The organism is uncultured Algibacter sp., from assembly GCF_963976535.1.
In the GTDB taxonomy this organism is placed as follows: Bacteria; Bacteroidota; Bacteroidia; order Flavobacteriales; family Flavobacteriaceae; genus Algibacter_B.
The window spans coordinates 1-12,382 of record NZ_CAXBLF010000077.1; the positions used below are offsets into that span (position 1 = coordinate 1).

The window sequence follows — 12,382 nt, forward strand, 5'->3', positions numbered from 1 at the left end:
GATTGATAATTAGTTATGTCTATTTTTTTAGAAAATCAGCAAGCCCTAATTAAATGATACCGTAAAGTCATCATTATTCACGATTAATTCAGAAAGACCATTAATTTCCGATAGCTTTTTTGTGATGATATTTGCACAATCACCACATTTTAAGTTTTGAATTTCTAAAATTGTTTTTATTTTTAAAATTAATTCATTCTAAGATCTTCCTTTGCGTCTCTGCGACTTTGCGAGAAAAATTAAAGTGTACTCGGGCAAACAAAATTTGTAGTTGGTAAATCGCCTTGTTTAATAGCAGCAAAACCTCCTGCAACATCAATTAAATTATTAAATCCACGAGCTTTTAAAATTGATACGGCAATAACCGAGCGATAACCTCCCGCGCAATGCACATAATAAGTATTATTTTTATCAATGGCATGCATATTTTCATTTATATAATCTAAGGCAAAATGTTGAATACTGTTACCTTCAAGATACTCCGATTTATATTCGCCATCCTTTCTAACATCTAGTACATTAATAGTTTCATTTTTAAAATGACCAGAAAACTCATCTGCAGAAATAGAATCTATAGTTTCAATCTCTTTTCCGGCACTTATCCATGAAGCCATACCACCTTTTAAATAACCCAGAGTATTATCGTAACCCACACGTGATAATCGAGTTACTGTTTCTTTTTCTTTTCCTTCTGGTGTAACCAACAAAATGGGTTGTTTTAAATCGGTAATTAAAGCACCAACCCAAGGAGCGAATGCACCATGTATGCCAATAAAAATTGAATTAGGAATATGCGCCTTAATAAACTCTTTTTCATGGCGAACATCAAGAACTAGCGCATCCACTTGGTTGGCTAAAGCTTCAAATTCTTCAGGAGATAAGGGGTTGTCCCCTTTTTTTAAAACAGTCTCAAAGGCATCATAACCAGATTTGTTCATCATTGCATTTTTTGCAAAATATTGTGGCGGAGGTGTTATACCATCCAAAACTTCTTTCACAAATTCTTCCTTTGTCATGTCTGCTCTTAAAGCATAATTTGTTTTTTTCTGTTCTCCTAAAATCCCAACAGTTTCTTTGCTTAAGTTTTTCCCGCAAGCAGAACCAGCACCATGAGCTGGATATACAATAACATCATCTGGTAATGACATGATTTTATTGCGTAACGAATCATATAGCATACCAGCTAAATCTTCTTTTGTTAAATCAGATTTTATAGCTAAATCTGGTCTGCCAACATCACCTAAAAATAAAGTGTCTCCAGAAAATATGGCATGATCCTTACCGTTTTCGTCAATTAAAAGAAATGTTGAAGATTCCAGAGTGTGTCCTGGAGTATGCAATACTTTGATAGTGATTTTACCTAGTTTGAATTCCTCATTATCTTTTGCAGAATGAATGTCATAATTAGTTTTGGCGCCAGGTCCAAAAATAATTTTTGCACCTGTTTTTTTTGCTAAATCAACATGACCAGAAACAAAATCAGCATGAAAATGTGTTTCAAAAATATATTTGATTTTTGCATTTTCATTGTTAGCTTTATCAACATATTGCTGTGTTTCTCGTAATGGGTCAATAATAGCAACTTCGCCATCTGATTTTATGTAATAAGCACCTTGAGCTAAACAACCTGTATATATTTGTTCTATTTTCATTGTAAAAATTTTTTTTCATTCCATCGAAGGAGGGAATCTCTTTCAATTACATGTTCAAAATTACGAAACTTATCAATTTAGCTTGTAACTAATATCACATTTAATACTATTTTAACTCTTTGAATATGATGTAAATGGCCATTATTAAGACAAAGAAACCAAAGCTCTTTTTTAATTTTGGACCACTTACAAACTTTGATAAAAATACACCTAATATAATTCCTAAAATTGAAATTAGAGTAAATGTTAAGAGGAATGCCCATTCAATATCTAATGTTTGTACATCGCCCATAAAACCAATTAATGAGTTTATAGTAACAATAATCAATGATGTTCCTACTGCTTTTTTCATGGGGATATTTGCCCAAAGTACTAAGGCAGGAACATATAAAAATCCACCACCCGCACCAATAACACCAGTAATAGTACCAATTATTAAACCTTGAACAAAGGTTTTGTAGTAGGGTTGACTTTTAGAAACTACTTCTTTATCTTTTCCTTTTCTAATCATGGATATAGAGGCTAAAAGCATAATGATTGCAAAAAATATCATGATGCCCATACCTTTGGAAATCTCGAAGTGGCCAAATGAAAATAAGGTTTCAGGAATACCTGGAACCAAATATCGTCTTGATAAATAGACTGCAACAAACGATGGAAATGAAAAGGCTAATCCTGTTTTAAAATCTACTAAACCCTTTTTATGTTTTTGATAGGTACCTACCATAGACGATGTGCCTACAACAAATAGAGAATAAGCGGTTGCAATAACTGGATTATACCCTAAAAGATATACCAAAAGTGGCACCGTAAGTATGGAGCCACCACCACCAATTAGCCCTAAAACTAAGCCAACAATTAGTGCGCCAATATATCCTAAAATTTGGGTTGTATCCATTTAGTGAGGCAATTTGTCTTTTAAAATACCGTAAATAAATGTTCCTAAAATCGCAGCAGCAATCACGATAATCATGCTCCAAACACCAGTGCCTAAAAGAACATACATAGGTCCTGGGCAAGCGCCAATAAGCGCCCAGCCAAATCCGAAAATTATTCCGCCAATTATGTATCTGATTAACCCATCTTCTTTTTTTGGAACAAAAATATCGACGCCTTCAACACTCTTTAAATGTCTTTTTTTTGAAATTTGTACAAAAAGAAGGCCCGATGCTATTGCAGTTCCTATAATACCATACATGTGGAAGGATTGAAACCTAAACATTTCATAAATGCGGTACCATGAAACCGCTTCAGATTTCACTAAAACAATACCGAAAAATATACCTATTAATAAAAATTTTAAAAATTTCATAAGCTTAAAAGATTAGAGGGAAAATAAAATTAGCCATAATTAATCCACCAATAAAAAAGCCTATTACGGCAATTAATGATGGTTTTTGTAAACTACTTAATCCTAAAATGGCATGACCAGATGTACAGCCAGCAGCATAGCGTGTGCCAAAACCTACTAGCAAGCCTCCAACTACCAATAGTATTAGCGCTTTTGGCGAAACCAAAACGTCTAAACCAAATATTTCATTTGGTACTAATGTCATTCCTGGGTTATTGAAACCCATGTTTTGAAGTTCGGTAACTGTTGTTGGGTTTAAATTTGAACCACTACCATTTGATAGAAATTTAACGGCTATAAAACCGCCGATAAGAGAACCTAGTACAACCGTTAAATTCCAGATTTGGTCTTTCCAATTGAACTTAAAAAAATCTGTAAATTTACCTGCACCTACAATAGAACACATCGTTTTAAGGTTTGATGACATGCCAAATGTTTTACCAAAATAGAGTAGGAGTGCCATAACTAAGGCAATAAGTGGGCCTGAAACATACCATGGCCAAGGGTTTAATATATAATGCATACCTGATAATTTAGCGCAAATTTACATTGAAGTTTACTTTTTTAAGTAATAAACGTTACTAAATAATATTTAATAGCTTGCCTAATAGAAATATTTTATGGTTACTACCTAGACTTGGGACTGGTTACTACAGTTTGCAGATTAGTGCGCTAGGGATTGAAGCGGCATCCTTTTTTGTGCTTAACTATAAGTTTGGTTTGAAACTCACTTAAGATATGTGAAAAACACTTGATGAGATACTGAAACAAGTTCAGCACAAAAAAGATATAGCGGAAAGCCCGACCTTTTGGGAGCGCCCAAAAAATTTAAACGACTTCGATTTTATTTCTACCTAGTTTTATTTTGTTTTCATTTTCAAGCTTTTTTAAAAGTCTAGATACTACAACGCGCGAAGTATTCAAATCTTCGGCAATATCTTGATGTTTAATGGATATAGTTTTAGATTCATCAACCATTGCCATATTTTTTAAATATTTGTACAAGCGCTCATCCATTTTCATGAATGCGAGACTGTCAATGGCTTCAAGCATCTCGTCAAAACGTATTTGATAACTTTGTAGTATGAAATTTCGCCAACTAGCGTTGTTATGAAACCATGTTTGCATGTTTTGAACAGGAATCATGACCAGACTAGAATCCTTTTCGGCAACGGCTCTAATTTTACTTTTTGTGGTGCCTAAACAGCAGGTGAGGGACATGGTGCAAGTTTCTCCTGCTTCTAAAAAATAAATGAGCAATTCGTTACCATCGCTGTCTTCTCGTATGATTTTGATATCACCTGTTAGTAAAAGTGGAATAAAATTTAATGACTGATTAATATCAATTATAATGTCATCTTTTTTGAAATTTTTGAATATTCCGTTTTTAGAAATCTCTGTAATTAAATCTTCATCTAAAGTATGAGCAAATTTTTGCTGTAATAGGTCATTATTCATATCCAAAAATAACAATTTAAAATTGAATTAATTTATTGCTTGGATTTTTATAATGCTGCTTAAATTAGATTTTTGGTTTAGAATGATTAATTAACAAGAGGAACAATTTCCGCCTTCTTTCTTTACACCTAGTTTTACTAATATGGTTTCCAACAAACACCATTTTGTAAATGCTGATTGTATTAAATTGACACCAATAAATACGGTAAACCACATCCAGTTTTGGTTAACATAGAAAGTTAGCACGACGCTTAATAATACCATTACTCCAACAATTACTCTAAAATATGTATTTAACATTTTAATTAATTTTTAAGTTTATATAAATTTTTCAATAGGAACCACAGCCGCTTTTAAAGGATTGTTAGTTTCTAATTTTTTATTAAATTCTTTTATTAAAAGGAATAAATTCTCAATGTTATCGTACTCTGTAAAAGAGAAAAACATAATAGATTCATTTCCGCCTTTTTCGGAAGCAAACCAATTTGAAGACATCAATAGAGGATTTCTATTTTTATATCCATCAATTTCAGATTTACTAAAACTTTCGATATTTGCATTTTTGAAGAGTTTTAAAACCTCTTTTTGAAACTCTTCTACTGCTGTTACAATTACTAATTTCATGTTTTTAGTTTTTACAACCTGCAAGGTTTTAAGAATCTTGTAGGTTTGATTATTGCTATTTTACAATTTTCAGGTTTTAACGATAATAGGTTTTATACCTACAAGGTTTTAGAAACCTTGCAGGAAAACGAGACAACAATTTATTTAAAATTTTTCTTTTCAATCATATAATAAACAAGTGGCACAACCAACAATGTTAACACCGTCGAAACAATAGTTCCTCCCATTAAAGAAATTGCTAGCCCTTGGAAAATTGGGTCAAACAGAATGACGAATGCGCCAATTACAACCGTTCCTGCTGTTAGTAAAATAGGCGTTGTACGTACGGCTCCTGCTTCAATTGCTGCCTGTTTTAATGGAATGCCTTCCGCTGTTCGAAGATTAATAAAATCAATCAGTAATACCGAATTTCGAACCATGATTCCTGCTAAAGCAATCATTCCAATAAAAGATGTTGCCGTAAAAAATGCGCCCATAATCCAGTGTCCTAAAATAATTCCGATTAAAGACAATGGTATAGCAACCATCATCACTATTGGTGCTTTAAAGTTTTGAAACCATCCAACAATTAAGATGTATATCAAAATAATGGCTCCTAAAAAGGCTATTCCTAAATCTCTAAATACTTCTAAAGTAATTTGCCATTCACCATCCCATTTCACCGTATAAACATCTTCAAAATCTGGCTGACCTAAATACATTTCGTTAATCTCGTAGCCTTTTGGTAGCGGAATCTCTTTTAGTTTTTCTTCCATTCCAAGAATAGCATAGGCGGGACTTTCTAACTCTCCAGCCATATCTGCCATCACGTAAACCACTCGTTTTTGGTTTTTACGATAAATACTTTTTGCGGCTGTAGTTTGTTTAATATCCACTAAATCTGCAATTGGCACCATGTTGCCTTGTTTCGATGTTACCTTTAATTGTGAAATATCAGAAATAGTTGATTTTTCCTTTTCATCTAAAGCCAATACCAATCCCACTTGGTTAACAGCATCTTCATCATATAAATTTGTAATTGCTCTGTTAGACAATGCCATATTCATGGTGTACGCGATTTGCTGAGGTGTAACGCCATATAACATCGCTTTTTCTTTATTAATCTCGAATTGGTATTCTATTTGATCGTCTTCTACCAGCCAATCGATATCTACAACATCAGCAGTGTTTTTCAATATATTTTGAACACTATTGGCAATTTTAATTTGTTCATTATAATCTGGTCCATAAACTTCAGCAACAATCGTGGACAATACTGGTGGTCCTGGTGGCACTTCTATCAATTTGACATTCGCATTGTATTTTGAAGCAATTTTTTGAATATCTGGACGTAATAATTTAGCGATATCATGACTTTGAGCAGAACGCTCACCTTTATCAATTAAATTCACTTGAATATCTGCCATGTTGCTTCCACCACGTAAATCGTAATGACGAACTAATCCGTTAAAGGTAATTGGTGCAGATGTCCCAATATAATTCTGATAATTCACCACTTCTGGTCTTGTCGATAAATACTGAGCAATTTCTTGTGTTACAACTCCTGTTCTCTCTAAGGTTGTACCTTCAGGCATATCAATGACGACTTGAAATTCATTCTTATTATCAAAAGGCAACATTTTAACTGCAACCGATTTGGTAAAAAACAACACCATTGTTGCCATTAAAAGGACAAAAGTTCCACCTAAAAACAACCAACGTTTGGTTTTGTTTTCTAATAAAGGTCTCTCAAACTTGTTGTAAATCTTATAAATAAACGTGTCTTCAACAGGTTTTTCTGGCTTTGCATCTACCCCTTTCCCGCCTGCTGGACGGGCAGGTTTATCTTTTTCTCTTAAGAAAATATAACCTAAGTAAGGCGTAATAGTTAAGGCAACAAATAATGATAAAATCATAGCAATTGAGGCTCCAATTGGCATTGGTGCCATATATGGTCCCATTAATCCTGAAACAAAGGCCATTGGCAAAACAGACGCAATTACTGTAAACGTTGCTAGAATCGTTGGGTTTCCAACTTCGTTAATAGCATATAATGCGGCTTGTTTAAATGGTAAGCGTTTCATCCTAAAATGCCTATGCATATTTTCGGCAATAATAATAGAGTCATCGACGACAATTCCTGTTACAAATACTAAAGCAAAAAGTGTGATTCGGTTTAATGTGTAATCGAGCATATAGTAACTCAACAAGGTCAAAGCAAATGTAATTGGAACTGATAAAAACACAACCAATCCACCTCGCCAACCCATTGCTAGCATTACTACAATAGTTACTGCAAATATAGAACCAACAAGGTGTAATAATAATTCTGATACTTTTTGAGATGCGGTTTCACCATAATTTCTGGTGATTTCTACATGTACATCATCAGGAATTAAAGTGGCACGTAAATGATTAACTTTATCAATAATAACTTCCGAAATTTTCATGGCATCAGCACCTTTTCGTTTTGCAACAGAAATGGTTACAGCAGGATATTCAGATTTGTAATCTGAAGATTTTATACTTCCTTTTCCAAAACCTAAACTCACATAATTTTGTGGCACTTCTGGGCCATCAATAATAGTTGCCACTTGTTTTAAATATATAGGCTGATTTTGTTGCACACCAACCACCAAATTTTCAACATCTGTGACCGTTTCTAGAAATTTTCCAGTATTCACAAGAAATTCCGTGTCATTTTTATCAAAACTACCAGAGCTTAATTGCGAGTTATTCGCTTTAATCATTTCTGAAACCGATAAGAAATCTAATCCGCTTGCCGCTAATCTATCTTTGTCTAAAACCACACGTAATTGACGGTTTCTACCTCCAATTTTGTGAGTAATAGCTACATCATTTACCTTTTTTATTTCGGCTTCCAGCTCTTGAGCCATTTGGCTTAATTGGTAGTCGTCATAGTTTTCGCTCCACAATGTTAAACCTAACATGGGCACATCATCAATCGCACGCGTTTTCACTAGCGGAAACGTAACGCCTTGCGGCATTTGATCCATGTGTTTGCTAATTTCGTTGTATAATTTTACAAACGAACGCTCAATATCTTCACCAACATAAAACTGCACGATGACCATACCTTGCTCTTTCATCGACGTAGAATACACATATTCCACACCTTTAATATTAGAGATTAGTTGTTCTAATGGCTTTGTTACATGCGACTCTACTTCAGTAGGACTTGCACCTGGATAACCCACAAAAATATCTGCGATAGGCACATCAATTTGAGGTTCTTCTTCACGCGGAATTAAAAACGAGCTGTACACACCAACCACCATAAACACAATCATCAATAACACTGTAAGTTTTGATTGCATAAAGACTTTGGCAATTTTTCCTGCGATACCTTCTTTCATAATAAGCCCCTCTAATTCCCTTAAAATGGGAAAACTGTTACGGGGTATTTTTTAGTTAATACTTTTTTATTTTTGATACCTACAAGGTTTTTGAAACCTTGCAGGATACTGAATACTGCAACTGTTTACTGAATACTTACCTTCGCTCCATTAAAAAGTTTCCCATTAGCAGAAACGATATACGCTTCGTCTGCATTTAAACCAGATAACACTTCCACTTGGTTTCCAAAAGTTTTTCCTAAACGCAACCAACGTAATATGGCTGTATTACTTTGGCTTATAGTATAGATTCCAGATAGTTGTCCGTTAGTTATTAGTGCTTCGGTTGGTATTAAAACCATTGTTGATATTGTTTTTCTTTCCACAGGAAACTGCACTGTTGCAAACATGCCAGATAAAATATTGACATCTGTTTTATCCAAATCTATCTTTACTAAATATTGTCCACCTGTGTTTTTTGCTGATGTACTAATCTCAGTCACTTTTCCTTTCAACGTTTTGTTGATAGATTTTACTAATACATCAACTCTAGTTCCTTTTTTAATTTCAGAAATCTCGGTTTCAGGAACTAATGCCATCACTTCAAAATCTCCTGATGTTTCTAAACTTATTAATGCCATTCCAGGGTTTGCCATATCACCAACTTCTATGTTTCTACTTGTAATTGTTCCGCTAAATGGTGCTGTAATATTGCTGTAAGCAAATTGCGCATTGATTTCGTTTTTCATCTGATTGGCAGCTTCTAAGCGTGCTTTTGCCATTTCAAAATTGGCAGTCATATCATCCATTTCTTTTTGTGACGCACTGTTTTCTGCTAACAAATTTTTATAACGGTTATAATCTTTTTTGGCATTGTTGAAAGCAGCGGTTGCTTCAGTTATTCCTGCATTTACTTGAGCACGTTTTGCTTGTAAATCAGAATTATTTATGGACACTAATAATTGACCTTTACGGACTTTATCGCCAACATTTACGTGTGCTTTAGTTACGTAACCCGCCATTCTGGTACTTAAATCTGCACTATTAGTTGCTTGTATTTTTCCGCTAACACTCAAAAACGGACTGTTGCTATTTGTAGCTACTTGGTTAACTTTTACGCTTATTGCTGGCGAATTGTCTGTAGCTACTTTTTTGTCTCCGCTACCACAACTTGTTATAAATAATAATACGGTTGTTAGAGTTAATAGGTATATGTGTTTTTTCATTTTATTAGTTTTTTTCCTATCCCTAACCCTTTCCGAAGGAAAGGGAACTGTTGTGTTAAGGATTCGTTTTCTTCACTTCGGAAGGGTTAATAATTGTTTTTTTTAACTTTTTTTTATAATACCTACAAGGTTTTAAAAACCTTGCAGGAAAATCATGCTAGTTTATCCGCAAACTTGCTAATTCCCCTTTGGGGTTAGGGGACTAAAAATTGCAAATAAGCTTGTGAATAATTGTATTCAAAAATGGTTTGATAATATTCTAATTGCTTTTGTGCATATTGCGTTTCAGCCATTAGTAAATCTGAGGTTTTTTCTAAACCTTCTTTAAATCTATTTGTTCTAATTCTTAAAGATTCTTCAGATTGTTGTAAAGCCAAACTGGTTAATTTTAGTTTGTTTTCAGCATCTAAAAAAGTACGTTTAGCTTTGTTTAATTCTAAATTACTTTGAGATACATATTGTTTGTATTCTAGCTTCGATTTTTCGAATTCGGCTTTACTTTTTTGCGCTTTCCCAAAACGTTTAGACCCTTGAAAAAGATCCCAACTTAGTTGCGCACCAAATAAATAGCCATTGGCATCTGCTTGAAAAATTTGATCATCATACAACTCATAACTCCCAAATGCGTTTAATCGAGGTAAAAACGCCATTTTATCTGCTTTATTTATGGCTTCGTAAGCATTTGAAGCCAATTGCATAGCTTTGATGTCTGAGCGATTTTCAGAAATCATTTTATCTTCCATTGCAAATGTTGAAATCTTTAGTTCATCTGTTGGTGTATAAACCACATACGTTTCATCATTCATTAAAAAAGAAAGATAGTTTGAAGCATTTTGCACATTACTTCTAGCACTATGTAATTGGTTTTTAACTTCGGTAACTCTTACTTCAACATTCAGTACATCTGCACGTTGTAAGTAGCCTTGTTTAAAGCTGTTATCTGCTAATTTTTTATTGGCATTTGCTGCTTCTAATGCTTTTTCTAAAACATCAACTGCTTTATACGCTAATTGTAATTGCATGTAGGCTTTGTTTACTTCAAATGCTAAGAAATCTTGTGTGCGTTCTGTTTTTAAAGACATCGCTTCCATTTTAGATTTGGCTGCTTTGCGTTGGTACATACCATCTAAATTGATTAATGGTTGCTGAATTTCAAGCTTAGTAGCGTAGTTTTCAATCTGCGAAGGATTATTTAATAACGCTGGACTAAAATCGTTTTGCGTTAAAATTTCTTGATTCAATTTAGAACCAAAAGCCATTAACGGATTTGTAGTTGCAATAGCTGTATGACTTGCTGTAATGTTTGGCAAAAACACCGCGTTTGTTTGTCTGTAATCGGCTCTAGCTTGATTGAATTCTTGTTGAGAAATCTTAATAGACGTGTTTTTTTCTGATACTCTTGCTAAAACTTCTGATTTTGTTATTGGCACCAACTCTTGCGCTTGCAAAGATAAAGTCACAAAAAAGAATATGGTTATGTAAATTGGTGTTTTCATTCGTTAAATTTTTCTGATGCAAAGGTACATATATAACTCACGGAAGTCTGTAACCAATGTTACATAGTATAAAACCCTTATTTTTTAAGATATTAAAATCTATTATTATCTTCAGCTAACCAACAAAAAAAACGGACAACCACATCAGTTTACTTTATAAAGCGGAATAATTAAAAATTTGATTAAATTGAAATAAGATTTGGTAGAGTTTTAATAAAAAATGTATATTTGCACCCACGAAAAAAGGCCTCGTGGCGCAACTGAATAGCGCACTTGATTACGGCTCAAGAGGTTACTGGTTTGAATCCAGTCGAGGTCACAAATAAAAAAGCTTTCAATTTCTTGAAAGCTTTTTTTGATTTATTTACTCAATACACTTAAGCTTATCGATAAAAAACTCTTTATAATCTATAAAATTTATTTCTTTATAGCCTTGAGTTCCATGAAATACTATAGATTTAATGGGTGAATTTTTTAAAATATCTATATGAGCACTAGATAATTTAGCTTTAAAAAGAAATACCTCTCCACATTCAATATCCCATGAGTGATAAAAGTTAATAATACGATTGTTTTCTAAAGTTATTTTTACACTAGATCTTTGGTTGGGAAGGTAAGAAGCACAGCCTAAATCTTCTGATAAATTGAAAAAGACATCTGTTTTTCTACCTTGTTTGTATAATTCAACCGTAAGATTTTTGTTTAGCGTATATGGTTCTGTTCTAATTGTTGTAATGTTATAAAATCTATCATACTCATTGATTTGATAATGACAAGAATCTCTAAACTTGATTCTTTCAAGTAATGCTTCTTTTTTGTTTTCTTCTTTTGAATCAGAAATAGAATTATCTGTTTTTTGAACTATTGCACTACTTTTTCTTAAGGCTTCTAATTTTTTTCTTTCATTTTCTATAATTCTAGCTATGGAATCGTTTTGTCTTTTTAATTCAATTAATTGTTTTGTTCCTTGTTCTCTAACCTTTACAATAGAATCGTATCGTCTTTTTTCAATTAGTTGTTTTCTTTGTTCTTCTTTGGTTTGAAAAATCGTGTTTTTCTTTCTCTTTTCTTCTAATGCTTTTTCTTGGGCTTTGGCTATAACAACAGCGTTTCTTTTTTTCAATTCCTCTAGGGCTTTTTCCCTATCTTCTTTAACTTTAGCTAAGGAGTCATTCTTTTTTCTTTCGACGTCTTTCTTTAGTTGCTCTTTAGCTTTAGTAACAGAGTCGTTTCTTTTTTT

The 12,382-nt window shown here is 33.3% G+C and carries 11 protein-coding genes and 1 tRNA gene; 1 reads left to right on the top strand and 11 read right to left on the bottom strand.

What is annotated here, in order from left to right:
• Nucleotides 1–239: 239 nt before the first annotated feature.
• From AAC024_RS14515 to AAC024_RS14560, 10 genes are all read right to left on the bottom strand, one after another.
• Nucleotides 240–1,652, bottom strand: a complete 1,413-nt coding sequence (locus AAC024_RS14515) for an MBL fold metallo-hydrolase (protein WP_339896219.1) — start codon at nucleotides 1,650–1,652, stop codon at nucleotides 240–242.
• Between the two features lie 106 nt (nucleotides 1,653–1,758).
• Nucleotides 1,759–2,550, bottom strand: a complete 792-nt coding sequence (locus tag AAC024_RS14520; protein WP_339896220.1) for a sulfite exporter TauE/SafE family protein — start codon at nucleotides 2,548–2,550, stop codon at nucleotides 1,759–1,761.
• Complete coding sequence (locus tag AAC024_RS14525; protein WP_339896221.1) at nucleotides 2,551–2,964, bottom strand: DUF6691 family protein; 414 nt, start codon at nucleotides 2,962–2,964, stop codon at nucleotides 2,551–2,553. It lies immediately after the preceding gene.
• A 4-nt stretch (nucleotides 2,965–2,968) separates the two neighbouring features.
• Nucleotides 2,969–3,526 (bottom strand): YeeE/YedE thiosulfate transporter family protein, encoded by a 558-nt coding sequence (locus AAC024_RS14530; RefSeq protein WP_339896222.1) that lies wholly within the window; start codon nucleotides 3,524–3,526, stop codon nucleotides 2,969–2,971.
• A 305-nt stretch (nucleotides 3,527–3,831) separates the two neighbouring features.
• The gene (locus tag AAC024_RS14535) at nucleotides 3,832–4,461 is read right to left on the bottom strand and encodes a Crp/Fnr family transcriptional regulator (protein ID WP_339896223.1); all 630 of its coding nucleotides are present in this window, start codon (nucleotides 4,459–4,461) and stop codon (nucleotides 3,832–3,834) included.
• A 90-nt stretch (nucleotides 4,462–4,551) separates the two neighbouring features.
• Complete coding sequence (locus AAC024_RS14540; RefSeq protein WP_339896224.1) at nucleotides 4,552–4,761, bottom strand: DUF2892 domain-containing protein; 210 nt, start codon at nucleotides 4,759–4,761, stop codon at nucleotides 4,552–4,554.
• An 18-nt stretch (nucleotides 4,762–4,779) separates the two neighbouring features.
• Nucleotides 4,780–5,085 carry a hypothetical protein gene (locus AAC024_RS14545; RefSeq protein WP_339896225.1) on the bottom strand — a complete coding sequence of 102 codons (306 nt, stop codon included), beginning with the start codon at nucleotides 5,083–5,085 and terminating at the stop codon, nucleotides 4,780–4,782.
• 140 nt (nucleotides 5,086–5,225) lie between these two features.
• On the bottom strand, nucleotides 5,226–8,441 hold the full coding sequence (locus tag AAC024_RS14550; protein WP_339896226.1) for an efflux RND transporter permease subunit: 3,216 nt from the start codon (nucleotides 8,439–8,441) through the stop codon (nucleotides 5,226–5,228).
• A gap of 125 nt (nucleotides 8,442–8,566) precedes the next feature.
• Nucleotides 8,567–9,646, bottom strand: coding sequence for an efflux RND transporter periplasmic adaptor subunit (locus AAC024_RS14555; RefSeq protein WP_339896227.1), 1,080 nt, complete (start codon nucleotides 9,644–9,646; stop codon nucleotides 8,567–8,569).
• Nucleotides 9,647–9,840: 194 nt separating this feature from the next.
• Nucleotides 9,841–11,142 carry a TolC family protein gene (locus tag AAC024_RS14560; RefSeq protein WP_339896228.1) on the bottom strand — a complete coding sequence of 434 codons (1,302 nt, stop codon included), beginning with the start codon at nucleotides 11,140–11,142 and terminating at the stop codon, nucleotides 9,841–9,843.
• Between the two features lie 245 nt (nucleotides 11,143–11,387).
• Between AAC024_RS14560 and AAC024_RS14565 the strand changes: the two genes are divergently transcribed.
• A tRNA-Arg gene (locus AAC024_RS14565) sits at nucleotides 11,388–11,461 on the top strand.
• A gap of 45 nt (nucleotides 11,462–11,506) precedes the next feature.
• On the opposite strand, the gene AAC024_RS14570 is transcribed toward AAC024_RS14565, so the two are convergent.
• A partial coding sequence (locus AAC024_RS14570) for a hypothetical protein (RefSeq protein ID WP_339896229.1) occupies nucleotides 11,507–12,382 on the bottom strand: 876 nt, incomplete at its 5' end.

Excerpts from the sequence above, each read along its gene's own strand:
- AAC024_RS14515 (WP_339896219.1), bottom strand. The coding sequence starts at position 1,652 with ATGAAAATAGAACAAATATATACAGGTTGTTTAGCTCAAGGTGCTTAT.
- AAC024_RS14520 (WP_339896220.1), bottom strand. The coding sequence starts at position 2,550 with ATGGATACAACCCAAATTTTAGGATATATTGGCGCACTAATTGTTGGC.
- AAC024_RS14525 (WP_339896221.1), bottom strand. The coding sequence starts at position 2,964 with ATGAAATTTTTAAAATTTTTATTAATAGGTATATTTTTCGGTATTGTT.
- AAC024_RS14530 (WP_339896222.1), bottom strand. The coding sequence starts at position 3,526 with ATGCATTATATATTAAACCCTTGGCCATGGTATGTTTCAGGCCCACTT.
- AAC024_RS14535 (WP_339896223.1), bottom strand. The coding sequence starts at position 4,461 with ATGAATAATGACCTATTACAGCAAAAATTTGCTCATACTTTAGATGAA.
- AAC024_RS14540 (WP_339896224.1), bottom strand. The coding sequence starts at position 4,761 with ATGTTAAATACATATTTTAGAGTAATTGTTGGAGTAATGGTATTATTA.
- AAC024_RS14545 (WP_339896225.1), bottom strand. The coding sequence starts at position 5,085 with ATGAAATTAGTAATTGTAACAGCAGTAGAAGAGTTTCAAAAAGAGGTT.
- AAC024_RS14550 (WP_339896226.1), bottom strand. The coding sequence starts at position 8,441 with ATGAAAGAAGGTATCGCAGGAAAAATTGCCAAAGTCTTTATGCAATCA.
- AAC024_RS14555 (WP_339896227.1), bottom strand. The coding sequence starts at position 9,646 with ATGAAAAAACACATATACCTATTAACTCTAACAACCGTATTATTATTT.
- AAC024_RS14560 (WP_339896228.1), bottom strand. The coding sequence starts at position 11,142 with ATGAAAACACCAATTTACATAACCATATTCTTTTTTGTGACTTTATCT.